The 19,561-nt window shown below is 62.9% G+C and carries 21 protein-coding genes; 11 read left to right on the top strand and 10 right to left on the bottom strand.

The features are described from left to right. Positions 1-91: 91 nt before the first annotated feature. The 3 genes from pgsA to VGO12_RS28980 are packed head-to-tail and all read left to right on the top strand — an operon-like array spanning position 92 to position 1,408. The gene (pgsA, locus tag VGO12_RS28990) at positions 92-679 is read left to right on the top strand and encodes a CDP-diacylglycerol--glycerol-3-phosphate 3-phosphatidyltransferase (protein WP_327494511.1); all 588 of its coding nucleotides are present in this window, start codon (positions 92-94) and stop codon (positions 677-679) included. Further along, a complete protein-coding gene (moaD, locus tag VGO12_RS28985; protein ID WP_327516191.1) occupies positions 676-936 on the top strand; it encodes a molybdopterin converting factor subunit 1 in 261 nt (86 codons plus the stop codon). The genes pgsA and moaD overlap by 4 nt, the downstream gene beginning before the upstream one ends. Before the next feature lie 4 nt (positions 937-940). After that, entirely contained in the window at positions 941-1,408 is a 468-nt protein-coding gene (locus VGO12_RS28980; RefSeq protein WP_327516190.1) for a molybdenum cofactor biosynthesis protein MoaE, read from the top strand. Positions 1,409-1,459: 51 nt separating this feature from the next. On the opposite strand, the gene VGO12_RS28975 is transcribed toward VGO12_RS28980, so the two are convergent. Then, a complete protein-coding gene (locus tag VGO12_RS28975) occupies positions 1,460-2,356 on the bottom strand; it encodes a branched-chain amino acid ABC transporter permease (RefSeq protein WP_327516189.1) in 897 nt (298 codons plus the stop codon). Between the two features lie 69 nt (positions 2,357-2,425). Here VGO12_RS28975 and VGO12_RS28970 point away from each other — a divergent pair, with 69 nt between their 5' ends. Together VGO12_RS28970 and VGO12_RS28965 are read left to right on the top strand one after the other, a co-directional pair. After that, positions 2,426-2,986: a CGNR zinc finger domain-containing protein gene (locus VGO12_RS28970; protein WP_327516188.1), complete on the top strand. Its 561-nt coding sequence runs from the start codon at positions 2,426-2,428 to the stop codon at positions 2,984-2,986. Between the two features lie 5 nt (positions 2,987-2,991). Further along, complete coding sequence (locus VGO12_RS28965; protein ID WP_414650795.1) at positions 2,992-3,492, top strand: hypothetical protein; 501 nt, start codon at positions 2,992-2,994, stop codon at positions 3,490-3,492. An 88-nt stretch (positions 3,493-3,580) separates the two neighbouring features. Here VGO12_RS28965 and ndk read toward each other — a convergent pair whose 3' ends face one another. Together ndk and VGO12_RS28955 are read right to left on the bottom strand one after the other, a co-directional pair. Next, positions 3,581-4,003 (bottom strand): nucleoside-diphosphate kinase, encoded by a 423-nt coding sequence (gene ndk / locus VGO12_RS28960; RefSeq protein WP_327516186.1) that lies wholly within the window; start codon positions 4,001-4,003, stop codon positions 3,581-3,583. A gap of 101 nt (positions 4,004-4,104) precedes the next feature. Further along, entirely contained in the window at positions 4,105-4,794 is a 690-nt protein-coding gene (locus VGO12_RS28955) for a glutathione S-transferase family protein (RefSeq protein WP_327516185.1), read from the bottom strand. A 130-nt stretch (positions 4,795-4,924) separates the two neighbouring features. Between VGO12_RS28955 and VGO12_RS28950 the strand changes: the two genes are divergently transcribed. Beyond that, positions 4,925-5,434 (top strand): DinB family protein, encoded by a 510-nt coding sequence (locus VGO12_RS28950; RefSeq protein WP_327516184.1) that lies wholly within the window; start codon positions 4,925-4,927, stop codon positions 5,432-5,434. Here the strand turns inward: VGO12_RS28950 and VGO12_RS28945 are convergent. Further along, the gene (locus VGO12_RS28945; RefSeq protein WP_327516183.1) at positions 5,420-8,017 is read right to left on the bottom strand and encodes an AMP-binding protein; all 2,598 of its coding nucleotides are present in this window, start codon (positions 8,015-8,017) and stop codon (positions 5,420-5,422) included. The two genes, VGO12_RS28950 and VGO12_RS28945, sit on opposite strands and share 15 nt — an antisense overlap. A 355-nt stretch (positions 8,018-8,372) precedes the next feature. Between VGO12_RS28945 and VGO12_RS28940 the strand changes: the two genes are divergently transcribed. Continuing rightward, positions 8,373-9,386, top strand: a complete 1,014-nt coding sequence (locus VGO12_RS28940) for a GGDEF domain-containing protein (protein ID WP_327516182.1) — start codon at positions 8,373-8,375, stop codon at positions 9,384-9,386. A gap of 3 nt (positions 9,387-9,389) precedes the next feature. Here the strand turns inward: VGO12_RS28940 and VGO12_RS28935 are convergent, their stop codons facing one another. From VGO12_RS28935 to VGO12_RS28925, 3 genes are all read right to left on the bottom strand, one after another. Next, entirely contained in the window at positions 9,390-9,842 is a 453-nt protein-coding gene (locus VGO12_RS28935) for a MarR family transcriptional regulator (protein WP_327516181.1), read from the bottom strand. Between the two features lie 89 nt (positions 9,843-9,931). Beyond that, a complete protein-coding gene (locus VGO12_RS28930) occupies positions 9,932-10,210 on the bottom strand; it encodes a hypothetical protein (RefSeq protein WP_327516180.1) in 279 nt (92 codons plus the stop codon). A 150-nt stretch (positions 10,211-10,360) separates the two neighbouring features. Further along, positions 10,361-10,648, bottom strand: a complete 288-nt coding sequence (locus tag VGO12_RS28925) for a hypothetical protein (protein WP_327516179.1) — start codon at positions 10,646-10,648, stop codon at positions 10,361-10,363. Between the two features lie 326 nt (positions 10,649-10,974). Between VGO12_RS28925 and VGO12_RS28920 the strand changes: the two genes are divergently transcribed. Then, on the top strand, positions 10,975-12,864 hold the full coding sequence (locus VGO12_RS28920) for an ABC-F family ATP-binding cassette domain-containing protein (RefSeq protein WP_327516178.1): 1,890 nt from the start codon (positions 10,975-10,977) through the stop codon (positions 12,862-12,864). Between the two features lie 16 nt (positions 12,865-12,880). Here VGO12_RS28920 and VGO12_RS28915 read toward each other — a convergent pair whose 3' ends face one another. Next, positions 12,881-13,720: a GNAT family N-acetyltransferase gene (locus tag VGO12_RS28915; RefSeq protein WP_327516177.1), complete on the bottom strand. Its 840-nt coding sequence runs from the start codon at positions 13,718-13,720 to the stop codon at positions 12,881-12,883. A 219-nt stretch (positions 13,721-13,939) separates the two neighbouring features. On the opposite strand from VGO12_RS28915, the gene VGO12_RS28910 reads away from it, so the two are divergent. Continuing rightward, the gene (locus tag VGO12_RS28910) at positions 13,940-14,866 is read left to right on the top strand and encodes a Gfo/Idh/MocA family oxidoreductase (protein WP_327516176.1); all 927 of its coding nucleotides are present in this window, start codon (positions 13,940-13,942) and stop codon (positions 14,864-14,866) included. 80 nt (positions 14,867-14,946) lie between these two features. Here VGO12_RS28910 and VGO12_RS28905 read toward each other — a convergent pair whose 3' ends face one another. Together VGO12_RS28905 and VGO12_RS28900 are read right to left on the bottom strand one after the other, a co-directional pair. Continuing rightward, on the bottom strand, positions 14,947-15,396 hold the full coding sequence (locus VGO12_RS28905; RefSeq protein ID WP_327516175.1) for a DNA polymerase III subunit chi: 450 nt from the start codon (positions 15,394-15,396) through the stop codon (positions 14,947-14,949). A gap of 14 nt (positions 15,397-15,410) precedes the next feature. Next, positions 15,411-16,904 (bottom strand): leucyl aminopeptidase, encoded by a 1,494-nt coding sequence (locus tag VGO12_RS28900; RefSeq protein WP_327516174.1) that lies wholly within the window; start codon positions 16,902-16,904, stop codon positions 15,411-15,413. A 417-nt stretch (positions 16,905-17,321) separates the two neighbouring features. Here VGO12_RS28900 and lptF point away from each other — a divergent pair, with 417 nt between their 5' ends. Next, on the top strand, positions 17,322-18,491 hold the full coding sequence (gene lptF / locus VGO12_RS28895; RefSeq protein WP_327516173.1) for an LPS export ABC transporter permease LptF: 1,170 nt from the start codon (positions 17,322-17,324) through the stop codon (positions 18,489-18,491). Next, positions 18,488-19,561: LPS export ABC transporter permease LptG (gene lptG, locus VGO12_RS28890; protein ID WP_327516172.1), on the top strand; the 1,074-nt coding region annotated here is incomplete at its 3' end. The genes lptF and lptG, both read left to right, overlap by 4 nt.

Genomic DNA, 19,561 nt, shown 5'->3' with positions numbered 1-19,561 from the left:
ATAGGGCAAATATGACAGTTGCCGACGATGACCTGTTGACCTCAGGCCAGCAAAGTCATTCTGTACCCGACGAACCAGAGAACACGAATCCATGCCCACGCCCGTCGCCTACAGCATCCCGAACCTGCTCACCTATTTCCGAATCCTGATCGTGCCGCTGATCGTCCTTTGCTTCTTCGTCGAAGGACGGCTGCACAGTTCGGACTTCGCACGCTGGACGGCAGTGGCGCTTTTTGTCGTCGCCTCGATCACCGATTTCTTCGACGGCTATCTGGCGCGAATCTGGAAGCAGACATCGAACATCGGCAAGATGCTCGATCCGATTGCCGACAAGCTGCTGGTCGCTTCGATCCTGCTCCTGGTCGCAGCCGACGGCACGATCGCCGGCTGGTCGATCTGGGCGGCGATCATCATTCTCTGCCGCGAAATCCTGGTGTCGGGCCTGCGTGAATATCTCGCGGCGCTGAAGGTCAGCGTTCCCGTCACCCGCATCGCCAAGTGGAAGACGACGATCCAGATGGTCGCGATCGCCTTCCTGCTTGCCGGCCCCGCCGGCGACAAGATTTTGCCCTACACGACGGAAGCCGGTATCGTGCTCCTGTGGATTGCCGCCGCGATCACGCTCTACTCGGGCTACGACTACTTCCGCGCCGGCCTCAAGCACGTGGTCAACGAATGAGCACCGTCAATCTCGTTTATTTCTCCTGGGTGCGCGAACGCATCGGCAAGGGCGAAGAAACGCTCGACGTGCCGGACGATGTCGTCAGCATTGGCGACCTGCTCCGGCACCTGAAGACGCTCGGCGAGGAATACGAGACGGCGCTCGAGCACGAAAATGTCATCCGGGCGGCCATCAACCAGGAACATGTCGACCACAAGGAGCCGATCGCCGGCGCCCGCGAAATCGCCCTGTTCCCGCCGATGACAGGCGGTTGAAGACATGGCTGCGCCGGTGACCGTCAGCGTCCAGCGCGAGGATTTCGATCTCCATGCCGAGGTCGCAAAACTCTCGTCCGGGCACGCGGATATCGGCGCGGTCGTGACGTTTTCAGGCCTCTGCCGCGACGAGGCCGGAACGCTTGCGGCTCTCGAACTCGAACATTATCCCGGCATGGCGGAGGCGGAGATCGCACGCATCTGCCGTGAGGCGGTCGAGCGTTTCGCCCTTCAGGCCGTCACCGCCATCCATCGCTACGGCAAGATCGCGCCTGGCGAGAACATCGTGCTCGTCGTCACCGCTTCGCGCCACCGGCAGGCCGCCTTCGACGGCGCCAATTTCATCATGGATTTCCTGAAGACATCGGCGCCCTTCTGGAAAAAAGAGCATCTGGGCGACGGCACGAGCGGCGGCTGGGTCAGCGCCAAGGATGCCGACGACTCAGCAAGGGATCGCTGGTCGAAGACGTAGCGTGGCTTGCGGGCGGAAATCCGCCCCCATCGCCCCCTATCAGGGCCCTGATCACGGAATCATCTTCTCCTTGCGCGTCACCACAAGCACGATCACCAGGAAGCCGAAGATCGCAAAGTCGCGCCAGAGGATCGGGCCATAGGCGCTCCACAGCGTTTCGAGCAGCCCGACGGCGGCCGCGCCGAGTGCGGCATGGAGCGGTGAGGCCTGTCCCCCGATTGCGGCGATGAACAGCACCTTGACGCCGAAGGTCAGGCCGGTGCCGAAATCCATGTTGCCGTAATAGGACGCGGCAAGAATGCCGCAAAGGGCCGCGATCAGCGACGCCGTGCCATAGGCGACGATGTAGACGGTCGCAGCGTCGACACCGCAAAGCGCCGCCGCACCCCGGTCTTCGGAAACCGCCCGCCAGAACCGCCCTGCCCGCGAACGGGTCAGGAACCAGTGGCCGGCGGCCACCAGCGACGCCATCAGCAGCGTGTTTGCGAGCTGGATGAACGTCAGGGTCACCGGGAAGCGCGGATCGTCCCAGAAGACGATGTTGGCGTTCAGAAACGGCGGCAGCCAGAGACTGCGGGTTTCCGAGGCGAGCCGCGCCACTTCCATCAGCACCAGCAGGCATCCGAGCGAAGCGACGACCACCGTATTGGCCGAGGAAAAGGCGAGCGGGCGCATGACATAGCGCCCGGCCACAAGACCGGCACCAAGGCTGAAGCTCAGGGCGGCAGCTACGCCCATGCCGAGGGCGGCCGGCAGCACCAACCACAGCCGGTTCCAGCCGAAATCGGCAAACAGCACGAACATCTGGCCCGAAAAGGCAAACAGCGCGCCATAGGTGAGGTCGGCCCTGCGCGTTACCGCGAACGCGATTGCATAGCCAAACGCAAGCGCTGCGTAGAGCGCGGCGACAGGGACGGCGTTGGCGAGCTGCTGCAGAAAATAGAGCATGGCGCATCCGGAGGCGTGACAAGATCAATATAACTGGTAAAATGAATTTTGCCAGTTAGGAATTCTCGCATGAGCTTCACCTGGACTGCCCATCGTTTTGCCGGCGGCGTGCTGGCGCTCGATGTGGCCAACTCCATCATTCTGCGCGCCGACCCCGTTCGCCGGATCGATCGCTTCACTGACGCGGCTGCGATCGACAGCTTTGCGGAGGCAGCCAACCGCTTCGGCGCCGAAAGCGCGCGCTTCGGTGTGCTCGCGCCCGTCGCTGCAGAAAACCGCGCAGGGCTCTTGAGGTTGCGCGAGGCCACCGACCGGCACTTTCGCGCGCTGGTCTCGGCCGAAGGACGGCCGGCCTATCTGGCAGACCTTCTGGAGGCTGTTGCCGCGGTTCTGCGCAGTTCACCACAGGTCGAAGGTGCGCTCCCGCTTGATACGGCGACCGCTCAGTCGGCCCTCAGCCTGGCGGCCGGCCCCGAGCCCGAGCGGCTGAAGATCTGCCCCAATTGCGGCTGGCTGTTTCTCGATCGCAGCCGCAACCGCAGCCGCACCTGGTGCGACATGGCCGTCTGCGGCAACCGCAACAAGGCGAGGCTCCATTATCAGCGAAACAGGGAGGATGCCGGTCGATGAGGAGGATGATTGGCCTGTGGGCGACCGTTGTGATTGCGCTTGCCGCCAGCGGCTGCCAGCGCGAGACCGGGCCGGATCCGCTGAAGCTGACGGGCAAGATGTTCGTCTTCAACTACCGCCTCGCCTACGCCACCTACATGATCACGCTTGCCAAGACCGAGCCGGTGCCGGACGGCAGCATTGTGGTCGTGCGCTTCGAGAACCCGGCCGGCGGCGACGCGCTGGTGCTGGAGCGCAAGCTGTTCCCGAAGCTCGAAAAGGTGGTGCTCGAGAGCCCCGACCTGACCTGCGTGAAGAAAGACCGGCCCTACATGGTGACGATCGAGGTAAAGGGACCAGCGGGACAATCGTTGCAGACGCTGGAGACCAGCGTCGTCTCCGACATCGACCAGGACATCATGCCGGCCAAGGCGCTGGTGGAAGGTCCGGCCTATGACAAGAACCCGGAGGTCTTTCGCGGCGGCAAGGCGCCGGAGCATTTCGAGACGGCCAGTTGTCCGAGTTGAGACCGGACAAGAAAAAGCCGGAGCGTTTCCGCTCCGGCTCAAATCCTGTTCGATTCAAGCCGTTACAGCTCGAATCGCAGATTTTGAATCAGCCAACGATCTCGGTGCCCGAGAACCAGTAGGCGATTTCTTCAGCAGCGGTTTCCGGAGCATCCGAGCCGTGAACCGAGTTTTCGCCGATCGAAAGAGCGTGAACCTTGCGGATCGTGCCTTCGGCAGCGTTTGCCGGGTTGGTGGCGCCCATGACTTCGCGGTTCTTGGCAATGGCGTTTTCGCCTTCGAGAACCTGAACGATGGTCGGAGCGGAGGACATGAACTCTACGAGCTCGCCGAAGAACGGACGCTCCTTGTGAACGGCGTAGAAGCCTTCGGCTTCGCGGCGGCTCATCCAGACGCGCTTGGAGGCGACGACGCGCAGGCCGGCATCTTCGAGCATCTTGGTGATGGCGCCGGTCAGGTTGCGCTTTGTCGCATCCGGCTTGATCATCGAGAAGGTACGTTCAATAGCCATTGGCTCAATCCCTTGTTTCTTGGAAAGTGGCGGTTCATTAGCCGCCAATCCCGCGCAAAACAAGGGGGCTCACCGATGATTCGGCGTTCGCGGAGCTGGTTTCACGCCGCTGTCACGGAACGCCCGAGCCCGTCGTGCAGGTCGAGGCAGCGCTCGAACCAATCGCTGACGGGATCATCCGCCCGAAGCAAGCGCTCGGGCGAAACGATGCGCGCCCACTGAAGCGCCCCGAAGACGATATAGTCGGCGAAAAGCGGCGAGGCGCCACCGAGGAAATCCTGCGATTTCAGCATGTGGCGCACAGGCTCGAGCCTTTCCGACAGGCCCGCAAGGGCCTCAGCACCGCCTTCGGCCACCGCTTCCAGCGATTTGCCGAAGCGCGTCTCGCGACTTTGCCGGAAATAGGTCTGGTCGACAGGGTCGAGACGATCGTGAATGTCGCGGATGATGATGCGGGTGATCGCGGGATGCAGGGTCGTCTGCGACCAGGCCTCGACGAAGCGGGCACTCCCTTTGCCGCCCTCGCCGGCAAAAAGCGACGGCCGGTCCGGGTAGGTTTCCTCGAGATAGAGCGCGATGTCGAAGCTGTCCTTCACCAGCCTCTCGCCGTCGCGCAACAGCGGAACCAGTCGGGTTGCCCCCTCTTCCAGCGCCGAGATCTCGGTGAAGCCGACCGGCACGGTGTCGAAGTCGAGCCCCTTGTGGGCCAGCGCCATCGTCGTCTTCCACACATGCGGCGAAAACGGGCGCATTCTGTCCGAACCGCAAAGCGAATAGAGTTTTCTGGTCATGCGAACTCCCCGAACATTGCCGCCTCTTGAACGACATATCGGAGCCCACATCAAATCAGTAAATTTCATCAGTGCCATCAGCCACAGAAATGCGGTTCCGGATTAGACAGGCTCATTCAAGGAGACCACGATGCTCGATCACTTTCGCATGTTCGCCGACTATAATCGCTGGGCCAACCGTCTGCTCTACACAGCGGCCGCCGAACTGACCGACGCTGAACTGAGGGAAAGCCGGGGCGCATTCTTCGGCTCGGTGCTTTCGACCCTCAACCACATTCTCGTTGCCGATCGCGTGTGGATGCGGCGCTTCACACAGCAAGGGGACGCGCCGAAGACGCTGAATGCGATCCTGCACGATGACCTCCCGGACCTCGCCAAGGCCCGAACCGCCGAAGACGCGCGCATCATCGCCTGGGTCGGCGACCTGACCGACGAACGGCTCGGCGCTCCGCTCACCTACACGTCGCTCACCAATCCGACGACCGTGACTCAGAAGCTCGGCCCGGTGCTTGCGCATCTCTTCAATCATCAGACCCACCATCGCGGCCAGGCCCATGCGACGCTGACGGCGCTCGGCCGACCATCGCTGACGCTCGACCTGGTGTATTTCCTCAGAACCGACGGCTCACAATGGGCGTAGTGGAAACCGCAGCGCTCCGGAGAGGAGCGATCGCACAGGTCGTATCTCCTCCTGTCGCCACGCCGTCATTTTTTTGAGCAGCGATCGCTGGCCGAGCCATGCGAGAATGCCGAGCCCGACACCGCCGACGATCGACAGGAGTGTGAACACCGCCATCGGCATGATCGCCTGGAACGGCGCTAGCAGCAGTTCGGGAACGAAGCGATGCAGGATGTAGATGTGGAATCCGGCTGCCGAGACCGGCAGGATGAGCTCTGCCACCCGGCGCGGCACCGCGATGCGCGGGAGGTAGAGCAATGCTGCAAGAACCGCGATCTGCAGCAGGTACTTGATCTTCGTGCCAACCCAGACGCCCTCGTACAATCCGAAGAACAGGAAGGCGCCGGTACCGGCGGCCAGCAGGATCAGGCGTTGCCGAGCGCTTTCGGCGACGGCTGCGCACCAGCCGATGACGGCAAGATAGAAGATCCAGGGCAGCGTGAAGATCTGGCGGTTGCCGATCGGCCAGAGGAACGGCAGGGCGAGCCTTGCGGCGAGCGCCGAAACCAGCAGCGCCATGCCGGCGGCAAAGGGCCTTGCCGACACGAAGCGCCGGAACTGTGGGATGGCAAAGAGCCCGACGAAGACGAGCATCATCTGGCAATAGGCTTCGATGAACCAGTAGAGGTAGGGCACCATCTGCCGCGCTTCCGGGGTCGCAATACCGACATTGCCGACAAGCAGCACCGACGCCCAGGGCACGTCCCCCCATGCCAGCGCATAGGCGGCAACAATGAGATAGTAGGGCACGAGGATCTGCGCGAGCGGGCGCAGGATCGCCAGGCTGTCGCCTGAAAGAAGCGGCCCCATCTGGAAGCGCGCGAGACTGAAGCCGGCGAGCACGACCATGGCGGCCGACCCGCCCGGAATGGGCCACAGGGTCTCATGGTGCAGGACCACGAGCAGGATCGCTAGCGCCCGGATGACGAGGTCCGTTCCGATCCGCCGGTTGGCCGCCTCGCGGCGCTCCTGAGCGGAAAGCTCTGCGATCGACAGCGTCTCCCATGTTTCGGGCGGCTCTCCGAGTGCCTTTTCCAGACCGAGCGAGAGCTGAACGTAGCGCAGGCTGTCGCCACCGAGCGACACGAAGCTGTCGGATCGCTTGACCTTCTTCGGGTAAAAGACCTGCGCGAACAGTTCCTCGAAGCCGCCACTGTCGTCGCTTCCGACTGCTGCCTGCCGCGCCGCCATGTTGAGCGCGTTGTAGTCGATCTTGCCGCTTGCGAGCCGGGGCATTTCGGCAAGCACCGTCGCCTTCACGTGCGCAGGCGTCAGGCCGCTCGTCTCTGCAACGAAACGCCGGATCGCGTCCCGGCCGTGGCCGCCGCAATAAAAGGCATGCAGGCCCTGATCGTCACCGACGATCGCCGCGGCAATGCCGCGCTTCTCGAGCGCGGCTTCGAGCCCGTCATGGGCGATCCTCAGCCCGGCGATCTTGGAGATCCGCTTCATGCGGCCGACGATCTGGAACAGGCCATCGGCGTGGCGGATGGCGAGATCGCCGGTGCGCAGCGCTTCAAGTTCGGCGCCGCGGCCCAGGTCGTCGCGCGATGTCGCATAGCCCATCATGACGTTCGGGCCGCGATAGACGAGTTCGCCGGCGATGCCGTCCCCGTCGACAGGTCCTCCGGTCTCGTTTTCGAGCGCAAGCCTACCGCCCGGAATTGCAACCCCGATCCTGTCCTCGTTGCCGGCGAGCGCTGCCGGCGGCACATAGGCGATGCGCGCCGTCGCTTCCGTCTGGCCATACATGGCGAAGAAACGGGCCCCCCGCTCCCGAAGATGCTCGTTGTAGAGGCGAACGACATCCGCGCCCAGCCGGCCGCCTGCGACCGTCATGAAGCGTAGGCTTGGAAACCGGCGCTCACGGAATCCGACCCTCTCCAGCAATTCATAGGAATAGGGCACGCCCGAAAGATTGGTGCTGCGGCTGGCGGCCAGACCATCGAGAAAATTTGCATCGAGGATCGATCCGCCCGGGATGTAGAGGCTGGCGCCAACCGACAGATGGGCGTTGAGGACTGACAGTCCGTAGGAATAGTGAAGCGGCAGGATCAGGCAGCCGCGATCGTCAGCGGTCAGTCCGAGATACGCGGCAATGGAAGCCGCATTGGCAGAAATGTTCTCGCGTGACAGGCGAACGGCCTTGCCGCTGCCGGTGCTGCCGGAGGTCGACAGCATGAGCGCGAGCTCAGGATGCAGCGCCCCGCGGCCTTGCCGCAGATGCTCGGTGCGCCAGCGGCAATCGACCTGGCGAAAGCCATAGTCAGGATCGAAGGCATCGACCCATGATCCGTTCGATCCGCTTTTGGGTGCCTGCATCGCCACCGCATGTCCGGCGGCAAGCGCGGCAAGGTAGGCGACGATCGCATGCTCGGAAAGCTCGGCCTCGATCGACACCAACCCACGCGAACCGCGAAAGGCAGCCGCCTGAAGGGCGACCCGCTCACGGAGTTCGCGGTATGTGACGGTCCTCTCGCCGGGAAAGACCAGCGCCGGACGCTCGCCCCAATTCACAAGATCGTCGATGAATGAATGGGACATCGGCTGGCCATCGCTGTTGCTCTCGGAGCGGCGCCCCCGATTTAGCAAGGCGGCATATAATTGGTGACTAAAGTCGTCAAGTATAAAGACGACGCAAAACGGTCGCCCGCGAAGGCGCCGCCGATGTCAAGTTGCGGGCGCCGGGCCGATGGAGGAATTCGGCAACCATACCGCGCGGGAATCGGCGGAAGCGGCACTTCTTCAGACTCCCTTAAACGCGTCCTTCCCATAGTGGCGAGAGATCCGGAAGCACACGCTGCGTCCGGCAGTCAGTGGGGACCACGGCAGAATGAGCAGGCAAGCTCCAAAGGATACCGGACGATCGCAGGCCCAGCAGGCGGCGATCCTCCTGAAGGTGGCGCAGTCGATGTCGGCGCACGGTATCGCCGCGCTGCCGCGCAACTACGAACTCTTCTACGAAGCAATGTCCGGTCGGCTGCCACACCTCTCCCAGGATCTCGCGTCCCTCGGCACAAATCCTGCACAGGACGCCCTGGACGCGCTCGGCCTCAAGCATCACCTTGTCGCGCATGCCGCGCTTGCCGCCGACACAATCCAGGCCGTGGCCGAGGAAGCGCTCGGCGACATGGCGAAGCTTCTGAAGTCGGCGCTTGCCCAGAAACGCACCTTCAAGGACGAACTCGACCATTTCGCCGGCAGACTTGATGCTGATCCCGTCGCCTCCCTATCGGACTTCGCGGACGACGCTCGGCGGCTGCGGGAGGCAATCGGGAGACTGACCAATGAAGAGGGGGCGCTGCAACGGGAGTTCGAAGCAAGCGCTCGACGCTTCGCTGAACTCAAAAGCGAACTGGCAGAAAACGCCAGAACACTGACGCGCGACCCTGCCACAGGTCTTCCCAACCGCCTGGCGCTGACAGCCAAACTCGACGCCATACTCGAAACGGAGCATCTCGATCAGTCGCTCGCCGTGGTCGTAGCCTCGGTGGAAGGCCTTCGCCAGATGGCCGAGCAGCATGGCGGCACCGTTACGGCAAAGGCGCTGGCAAAGTTGTCGACGCTGTTTCGAAGGTCGATCAAAAAGAACGACTTCGTCGCCCGCATCGGCCAGCAGGAGTTCGCTTTCCTTTGTCGCGATGTCAGTGCCGACAATGCCGAGGCAATTGCCCGACGGCTGCAACAACAGGTGCGAGACCTCCGGATCGCCCTGCCCGGACGCACGCACACTGTCGAAACGCTCTCGTTTACGGCGGGCGTGACCATGGCGCAGCCCGCATCGACGAGTGACGAGTTGTTGCGCCAGGCCGACCTGGCATTGTCCACCGCCCGTAGTAGCTCCGGGATTCGCAGCTATTCGGTCATACTCGGGGGCGATGGCGCGAAGACCTACGGTCACCACGCCGCCTGAAATTCAGGCGGCGAGTTCTTCCCGGCTTTCGTCGATCTCCGACGCTCTGTCGCGCAGGCAGCCGAGCAGTCGAAACAGTTCGCACCGCTCGCACTCGTCGAGCGCGGAGAACAGCGCCTCGATTGTGCGATAGCGCGGCTCAAGCGCGGCATCCAGCGCCTGCCGGCCTCGATCGGTGATCGAGATAATCTTCGCACGGCGATCGTCCGGATCCGGGTCGCGCACGACCATGCCGTCGCGCTCCAGTCCGTCGATCGCCTCGGTCACAGTTCTCGGTGCAAAACTGAGGGCGCTGGCGATATCGGCGCAACGGCAGGGCCCAAGCGTGTTCAGATAGAACAGGAACTTGCTGCGCGCGAGCGAAACGCCCTCTTCCGACATGGATGCATTCACCAGCCGGTGAACGCGGTGGTAGAGATCGAAGAGCCGCTCGGCGACTTCGATTTTGTCTGTCATGGCTGTTTACCTCATGTGGCAACGCCAAAACGAAACAACCCGGCCCCGCTTGGCGGGACCGGGTTGTTCGGTCGACCGTTTGGCGTGACTTACTGGTTGTTGTCGTCGGCCTCGTTGAAACGCGTGGCGGACCCGCGGACGATCGCGCCGGTTGCCGTCACGTCGACCGATTGATCCTCAACACCGGCGTAATAGTCGCCACGGCCCGTGGCCTTGGCCGCAACGCCGGTCCCCGCGGATGCCTCGGCGCGGCCGGTAAACAGCGGAGCCGGGCTCACGCCCTCATAGTAGCTGCCGCCCGCGATCGCGGCCGATGCACCGCCGATCACGGCTGTCGCGACGAGGGCCGCGGCAATGGACTTGTTCATCAATGTATTCCTTGGTGGTGATGGGAGGTCGCCGGGGCCGTGCCCGTCATCGACGCCTGGGAGATCGCCTCATAACGCCAAGAGGATGATCGATCAAATCCCTTGAAATGGGGTGCGGGTCGAAACCCGCGCCCCTCTCGCAACGTGCAATCAGCGCGAAATGCCGTGGTAGTACTCGCCTTCACCGCCCTGCACCGGCTTCGGTGCAACGCCGTAGCTTGCGATCGAACCGGTGCTGTTGCGATCGACGTAACCGGCCTCGGAGCTGCCGATCGTGAAGGACGACTTGCCGGTAACGGCAGGTGTACGCTCGGTGTAAAGCGGCGTCGGGCTGACGCCTTCATAGTAGCTGCCGCCAGCAAAGGCAGCGGAGGCGCCACCGAGGATGGCAGTGGCAACGAGAGCGGCGGAAAGAGCGGTCTGAACTGCGGTTTTCATGGTCTTCACTCCTGGGAGGCTCGTTCGCGTGAACGAGGTTGCATCAAAAATTGTCCGTGGCCGGCTCGATCATCCCTCGGAACGCGGGGCCCTTGCCGATGGCGTTCTGTCGATCGAGGCGGTCAGAAGAGCGTTCCCCGCCCTTCCGATTATGAGATGGTCCCTCACGATGAGGATGTGTAGTATCGATTGACGGAACGCCTTGTTCAAAAATCGATAACAATACCCCCTTGAATTCGCGAGCGGACGCAGGAGGGGGCGCGCCGAGGCGCCGGGTCGGGATCGCGCCTCTTGCCTTCCCGGAAAAGTCCGGGCAAAAGGCCGCAATGATCCAGATTTCCGGCCTTTCCGCCCGCATTGCGGGTCGTCTCCTCATCGAAAACGCATCCGTGACGCTTCCGGCGGGTACGAAGGCCGGGCTCGTCGGGCGCAACGGCGCCGGCAAGTCGACGCTGTTTCGCATCATCACCGGTGAATTCGCCTCCGAGGCGGGCAGCGTCTCGCTGCCGAAGAACGCCCGCATCGGCCAGGTCGCCCAGGAGGCGCCCGGCACCGAGGAACCGTTGATCGAGATCGTGCTGAAGGCCGACAAGGAGCGTTCGGCGCTGATCGCCGAGGCGGAGACCGCGACCGATCCCCACAGGATTGCCGAAATCCAAACACGGCTTGCCGATATCGGCGCACACTCGGCCGAAGCGCGCGCCGCCAGCATTCTTGCAGGCCTCGGCTTCGATCACGAAGCGCAGCTACGCCCCGCCTCGTCCTTCTCCGGCGGCTGGCGCATGCGCGTGGCGCTCGCCGGCGTGCTCTTTTCCGAGCCGGACCTTTTGCTTCTGGACGAGCCGACCAACTATCTCGACCTTGAAGGCACGCTCTGGCTCGAAGACTATATTCGCCGCTATCCGCACACCGTCATCATCATCAGCCACGACCGAGATCTCCTGAACACGGCGGTCAACGCGATCGTGCATCTCGACCAGAAGAAGCTCACCTACTACCGCGGGCCCTATGATCAGTTCGAGCGGCAGAAGGCGGAAGCCGACGAGCTGCAGATGAAGGCGAAGGCCAAGAACGACGCAGCGCGAAAGCACCTGCAGAGCTTCATCGACCGCTTCAAGGCCAAGGCCACCAAGGCCCGCCAGGCGCAAAGCCGCGTCAAGGCGCTCGAGCGCATGGGCACGATCGCGGCCGTGATCGAGGATCACGTGCAGGGTTTCTCCTTCCCCGATCCGGAGAAGGAAGCCGCCTCGCCGATCATCGCCGTCACCGGCGGCAGCGTCGGCTATGAGCCCGGCAAGCCGATCCTGAAACGGCTCAATCTGAGGATCGACACCGACGACCGGATCGCGCTGCTCGGCTCGAACGGCAACGGCAAGTCGACCTTCGCCAAATTCATTTCCGGCCGGCTGGCGCCCGAGGCGGGCGAGCTGAAGATCGCGCCGAACCTCAAGGTCGGCTTCTTCGCCCAGCACCAGCTCGACGACCTGATCCCGACGCAGAGTGCCGTCGAACACGTGCGCCGGCGCATGCCGGAGGCGCCGGAGGCCAAGGTGCGTTCGCGTGTCGCCCAGATGGGACTGGCGACGGAAAAGATGGAAACCCCGGCAAAGGATCTGTCGGGTGGCGAAAAGGCACGGCTCTTGATGGGGCTTGCCGCCTTCGAGGCGCCGAACCTTCTGATCCTCGACGAACCGACCAACCATCTCGATATCGACAGCCGCAACGCGTTGATCGCGGCGCTCAACGACTACTCCGGTGCGGTCATCCTGATTTCGCACGACCGGCATCTGATCGAAGCGACCGCCGACCGGTTGTGGTTGGTGCGCGACGGAACGGTGACGAGCTACGACGGCGACCTTGAGGACTACCGCAGCCTGATCGTTGGCGGACCGAAGCCGAAGGACGACAAAACCAAGGCGCTCGGCGCCGACGACAGCCTCTCCAAGGCCGACCAGCGCAAGGCCAACGCCGACAAGCGCGCCTCGCTGGCGCCGCTGCGCAAGAAAATCAACGAAATCGAATCCTTGACCGGGAAACTGGAGAAACTGATTCAGGCCCTTGATGTCGAATTGGCCGATCCGGTGCTCTACGAAAAGGCGCCTGCAAAGGCGGCGCAGAAGGCGAAGGAACGCTCCGACGCCGCAACGAAGCTCGCCCATGCGGAAGAGCAATGGCTGGAGCTTTCGGCCGAATACGAAGAGGCGATGGCCGGCTGAGCAGACGGCAGGCCGCCTACCCCAGTTCAAACGTGGTGATACCGTAGATCCGGGGCAGTGGAAGTTCCGGGTCCGGTCCGCGGTACATGCGCGCCGTTTCGAAGACCGGCTTCAGATTGTAGCGGTCGCACAACGCCCTCGCCGAGGTGTTCGGCTCGGGAATGTCGAGATAGATCTCGCTGCCACCCGCAAATGCGGCAAGCTTGCGAAAGACCAGATCGGCGCCGGTTTCGGTATCCGAAAAGAGCGGACCGATCTTGTGGCCGCTGCGGCAGGCGCGGATGGTGCCGTAGCCGGCGATGGCGCCGTCGCGCAGGAGCAAGACGCTTCGTCGCCCGTCGCTTGGCCTCAGCCATTCGCGCAGGAAGCCTTCCCGCGCGGCGGGCACGAAGCGACGATCGTAATCCAGCAGTAAAGACATATGCACCGGCGCTACCTCCATGAGATCAACGCCGGGCGGCTCGACCACGTCGATCACCCCACCGTAGCGGATATTCGCATGGGCGTAGGCAAAGCCCGAGCGGCGATAATTCTCCTGCTGCGCAACGACGCCATCAAGGCCCACGGTGCGGTCGCCGGCAGTCGGCAACACGTGGCGCCATAATTGGGCGCCGATCCCCTTGCCGCGAAAATCCGGCCGCGTGATGTAGAAGCCGAGAAAGGCGTAATTGTCGTCGTAGGCCACGAGCGACACGGCAGCAACCGGATCGCCCGCGTCCTCCACGACCCAGTAGCCGTCCGGATCGGCCGCCCAGAAGGGGCTTGCGTCACCGAGGCCCGGGTTCCACCCCTCCTGCGCCGCCCACTCGATCATCACGTCGAGTTCGGCCCGACTGGCGCGACGGATTTGCTGCATGGTTCACTCCTCATCCGCAATCAGACGGCGCTGTCGTCGGTGCTTCTGACGACACGCCCGCGGCTAGAGCTAGTGCGGCGCGGCTGTGAGGGAATGATCACAGGTGTCGATTTCGCGGGCGTTGTTGTCCTATGGTGAACGCGGATCGTCGGCGCTTGCCCCGTCAACGCAATCTGCTACAAGAACCGTCAATAAGTCATACTAATCGAGCGGAACACCATGGCCCCCATCAAAATTGCCCTCGTCGGGATCGGCAAGATCGTTCGCGACCAGCATCTGCCGGCAATCGCCAAGAACAGCGATTATCAGTTGATTGCCGCCGCCAGCCGGCATGGAACGGTCGACGGCATCGACAACTTCAAATCGATCGAGGCGATGCTCGAGGCGGTGCCGACCATCGAAGCCGTTTCGCTCTGCATGCCGCCGCAATACCGCTACGAGGCAGCCCGGGCAGCGCTTGAAGCCGGCAAGCACGTGTTCCTGGAAAAGCCGCCGGGCGCGACGCTGAGCGAAGTCGCCGATCTCGAAGCGCTGGCGGCGTCCAAGGGGCTGTCGTTGTTTGCCAGCTGGCACTCGCGCTATGCGCCGGCCGTGGAAGCGGCAAGGACGTTCCTTGCGGCCACCGAGATCAGCGACGTCAAGGTCATCTGGAAGGAAGATGTCAGGCATTGGCACCCGAATCAGGAATGGATCTGGGCGGCCGGTGGCCTTGGCATCTTCGACCCCGGCATCAACGCCCTTTCGATCGTCACCCACATTCTGCCGCGCCCGCTGTTCGTGACGTCGGCCGTGCTCGAATTCCCGGAAAACCGGGACGCGCCGATCGCCGCCAGCATCAGCTTCACCGATGGAGCGAAACTGCCGGTTGCAGCCGAGTTCGACTGGCGCCAGACGGGCAAGCAGAGCTGGGACATCGTCGCGCAGACGGCGGCAGGCGAGATGGTGCTGTCGGAAGGCGGCGCGAAGCTCGCCGTTGACGGCAAGATCGTGCATCAGGAGCCGGAACAGGAGTATCCGATGCTCTATCGCCGCTTCGCCGAAATCGTCAAGGCCGGCACGTCGGACGTGGATCTCGCGCCCCTGCGGCACGTTGCCGACGCGTTCATGCTCGGCAAGCGCAAGTTCGTCGAGGCCTTCCACGACTGAGACCTCCGGCAATTCCGGAAAACACAAAGCCCGCGGCGATCCCGCGGGCTTTGTTGTTTAGAGGATCGGGCCCCTCGACCTCAGGCCTTCTTTTCCCAGCGTCCGTCGCGGTTCTGCTGCCAGTAGGTGAGGTTATGTCCCTCTCCCTTCAGCCTTTTCCAGTGGCCGCGCGCACCCTCGAGCTGCGCCTGATCGTAGCCGTCGAACATGAAGACGATCCGTTCATAGGCCGAAACGTCAGGCGGGCTGGCGCCGTCGATGACGAAGCGCACCGTCGCCGCATTCGCATTGCCGTCATCGGCGACCAGCAACACCGGCTGTTCGCCCGCGAAATCACCCGCGTCCGTGCCATGCGGCAGGAAGCTCTCGTCGCGATAGACCCAAAGGTGCGTGTCGAGCGCGTCGCGTCGCTCGGGATCGGTCGTCTGCACGACCACCCGCCAGCCGCGCTCGACACTTTTATCGAGCAGCGGCGGCAAGGCGTCTTCGAGCTTCGATTCCGTCAGGTGATAGAACAGGATCTCGGTCATGCCGGTCTCGCCGATCAGGCTTCGTAGCTCGCCCGCACCAGTTCATCGAGCAGCCGCACGCCGAAGCCCGAGCCCCAGGACTGGTTGACCTCGTCTGTCGGCGCGCCCATGGCGGTGCCGGCAATGTCGAGATGCGCCCAGGGCGTATCCTTGACAAAGCGCTTCAGGAATTGCGCCGCCGTCACGGCGCCGCCATAGCGGCCGCCGGTGTTCTTCATGTCGGCGAACTTGCTGTCGATCATCTTGTCGTATTCCTTGCCGAGCGGCATGCGCCACAAGGGTTCGTGGGTCGCGATGCCGGCGGCCAGCAACTGCCCGGCGAGACGGTCGTCGTTCGAAAACAGGCCGGCGTGATGGGTGGCCAGAGCAACCATGATCGCGCCCGTCAGGGTCGCGAGGTCAATCATCGCCTGCGGCTTGAAGCGGTCGTTGCAATACCAGAGCGCGTCGCACAGCACGAGACGACCTTCGGCATCGGTGTTGATGACCTCGATCGTCTGGCCCGACATCGAGGTGACGATGTCGCCGGGGCGCTGGGCGCTACCGTCAGGCATGTTTTCCACAAGTCCGATGATGCCGATGACGTTGACCTTCGCTTCGCGCGCGGCGAGCACATGCATGAGGCCGACAACCGCGGCCGCACCGCCCATGTCGCCCTTCATCTCCTCCATGCCGGCAGCCGGCTTGATCGAGATGCCGCCGCTGTCGAAGACGACGCCCTTGCCGACGAAGGCGAGCGGACGCTCCTTGGACTTGGCGCCCTTCCACTGCATGATGACGAGGCGCGGCGGGCGGGTCGACCCTTGCGCAACGCCGAGCAGCGCGCCCATGCCGAGCTTCTTCATTTCCTTTTCGGTCAGGATCTCGACCTCGACGCCGAGCTTTTCCAGTTCCTTCGCCTTGGCGGCAAATTCGACGGGACCGAGGATATTGGCCGGTTCGTTCACAAGGTCGCGCGCAATGAACACGCCTTCCGCAACCGCCTGCGCGGCGGCAAAGGCCTTCTTCGCGGCAATGACCGTGCCGGTCACGATCGTGACCTTGGTCGGCTTGCCGGACGATTTGCCGTCGTCATCGGCCTTTTTGGTCTTGTAGCCGTCAAAGCTGTAGGCGTTCATCTCCATGCCGAGCGCAAAATCGGCGGCGGCCTTGCCGGTGACGTCGGCACCGGGCGCATCGACGAAAATCGTCACCTTGTCGGTCGAGCCGAGCTTGGCGGCGACGGAGCCGCCGGCTTTCAGCCAGTCGTGGTCGGTCAGCGCATCCGCATCACCAAGCCCGAGCACGATGATTCGGTCGGCCGGCGAGCCGTGAGGGGCGACCACGTCGAGACTCGAAAAGGCCTTGCCGGTGAATTTCTTCACCTTTGCCGCCTTTGCCAGAACGTCTTCAGGATCGGCGACGTCGGCGCCGGCCGCAGCCTCAGCACCGGCGGTCTTCAAGAGAACGGCGACGCCGCCGCTCGGCCGGTGGGATTTGGCAAGGGTGAACTCGAATTTCATCGACATGGAAAACTCCGGGTATACTTGTCAGCGCAACCCTTGCGATCGACAGGGTCGTTCCAAGGGCGGTGCGCCGGGTCAAGGTGATCGAGGCCGCAGACGCATCCGGGCGACACGGCAAGGCCAATGGTAATCCGCCTGTTACCGGGCGGTTACAGTGGCAAATATTCGCATGGTTCGCCACCGTCAAAGCTGTGGCCGGCACCCTTCTCGCTTTTCAACCGCTTGGCAAGATGCCCTCAGATGTTTACATGCGGTTAACCGAGGTTCTTCGCCTTAAATTATCCCTGTTGCTACACAATTTGAGCAGCATGGGACGGGTGGGCTAAGAACCGGGCTTCGGTTTGGCGGACATGGGCAGAGCCCGGTCCGACACCGCCGCCGAAACAGAAACATGAGCAGGATTTTGGACCGGACACGGGCATGAAGCTGATCGAACGCTACATTTTCCGGCGTGCCTTCATCATGTTCCTCGCGACACTTCTGCCTTTGCTTGGCATCGTCTGGACGACGCAGGCGCTCGCGCAGGTCAACCTGGTGACCGACAGCGGCCAGTCCGTTCTCGCCTTCTTCAAGCTGGCGACGCTGATCCTGCCGTCCGTCATCCCGATCATCCTGCCGTTCGCACTGGTCATCGGCGTCACCCAGACGCTGACGACGATGAACACCGATTCGGAACTGACCGTGCTCAACGCCGCCGGCAGCTCGCGTTCGGCGATCATTCGGCCGATCATCCTTCTGGCGGCGGGCCTGAGCGTGCTGTCCTTTGTGGTCGACAACTTCGTCGAACCCTATTCGCGCGTCGCCGTGCGCAAGATGTTGGCGACTGCAAATGCCGATCTCTTGTCTTCCGTCGTTCAGGAAAACGCCTTTCGCAAGATCGTCGACGGACTTTACGTTCAGGTCGGCGCGCGCCAGAGCGGCGGTGTCCTGCAGGGGATCTTTGTCGCCGACTCACGCAATCCGGCTTTCGAACTCGTCTATTACGCCCGCGAGGGCGCCGTCGACGAGAAGAGCTCGGCGCTGGTCATGAAGGACGGCGAGGTGCAGCGAAAGCTGCCCGACGGCAGCGTGTCGATCATCAAGTTCGACAGCTACGCCTTCGACCTCGCCGACATGACCAAGACGACGCGCGAGGCGACCATTCGGGCAAAGGACCGCGACCTGCCGGATCTCCTGAACCCGGAACCGGACGATCCGGTCTACAAGAACAACCCGCTCGCCTTCACCGCCGAGCTTAACCGCCGCCTGACGGAATGGACGTTTCCCCTGCTTTTCGGCCTGATCGCGCTCGTCTTCAGCAGTGACGCGCGCTCGCATCGCGAGGCCCGCGTCCACCCGATGGTCAGTGCGCTTGGCACGGCCCTGCTGATCCGCTGGATGACCTTTTATGCCGGCAACAGCGCCGAGGACTCCGTCTGGTTCGTCCCGCTGATGTATATCGTGCCGCTGGCCGCAGGCGCGCTGTGCATTCAGCAGCTCATCAGCAACAAGCGGCTCGACATTCCGATGACCGGGCAGGAAAAGCTGCAGGAGCTTCTCGTTCGCCTGCGCCTGATGCGGCCTGACGCCGAAAAGGGGCAGCCGTCATGACCGGAACGCTCGGCCGCTACTTCTTCAAGCGCTACGTGATCACCACGTTCTGGTTCCTCGTCGGTATCTTTTCGCTGATCTTCATCATCGACTTCAGCGAACAGGCAAGCCGTCTCGCGAACCTGCCGCGCTACTCGATCACCGGCGCCCTGTTGATGACCGCGCTCAGGATCCCCCTGATCCTGCAGCAGACAATCCCGTTCGTGGCGCTGTTTTCGGCCATGGCAGCGCTCATCTCGCTGAACCGGCGCTATGAACTGGTGGTAACGCGGGCTGCCGGCATCTCCGTCTGGCAGTTCCTGCGCCCGTTCGTCCTTGGCGCCTTCCTGTTTGGCGTGCTCGCCGTCGTCGCCCTCAACCCGCTTGCGGCATGGGGAACGAAGCGCGGCGAGGCGCTTTTGGCCGAGTGGGGCTCGTCTCGCTCCACGGACGCTGGATCGATCCCGTGGCTCCGGCAGATCTACAACGGAACCGATACGATCATCGGTGCGCGGTCTGTTCAGGACAACGGCACGACCCTCCTCAACGTCACCGTCATCCACTTTGATCCACAGGGGACGATCATTCTGAGACAGGATGCGGCGTCTGCGAAACTCGAAGATGGTTACTGGCTCCTTAACGACGTTACGGAAACGCGCAACGGCCAACTGCCGGAGCGTCTGAAAACAGCACAGCTCAAGACGAATCTGAAGGCTGAGTTTGTTCAGGAACGTCTTGCAAAGGCTGATTCTATTCAGTTTTTTGACCTGCTGCGCAAAATCGAAGTGGCACGCTCCTTCGGTTTTTCGACCAACGGCATGGAAACTCAATTTCACTCAATGTTGTCGCTGCCGCTGTTGCTCGTCGCCATGACGCTGATCGCCGCTTGCGTGTCGCTGAAATTTAGCCGGTTTAACCAATCGAGCTCGGTAATTCTCGGTGGCATCGTCTCAGGCTTCGTGCTTTATGTCGTCACCGTGCTTGTCAAAGCATTCGGGAGCAGCGGCATTGTGCCTCCTTTCGTTGCAGCCTGGTTGCCAGTTGTTGTAGCGATGGCGCTGGGCTCGACGATTCTTTTAAATCAGGAGGAT

Origin of the sequence: Ensifer sp., assembly GCF_035999135.1 — a bacterium.
In the GTDB taxonomy this organism is placed as follows: Bacteria; Pseudomonadota; Alphaproteobacteria; order Rhizobiales; family Rhizobiaceae; genus Ensifer.
Note: the sequence above shows the minus strand (reverse complement) of the source record. Positions and strands in the feature narration are given on the sequence as shown.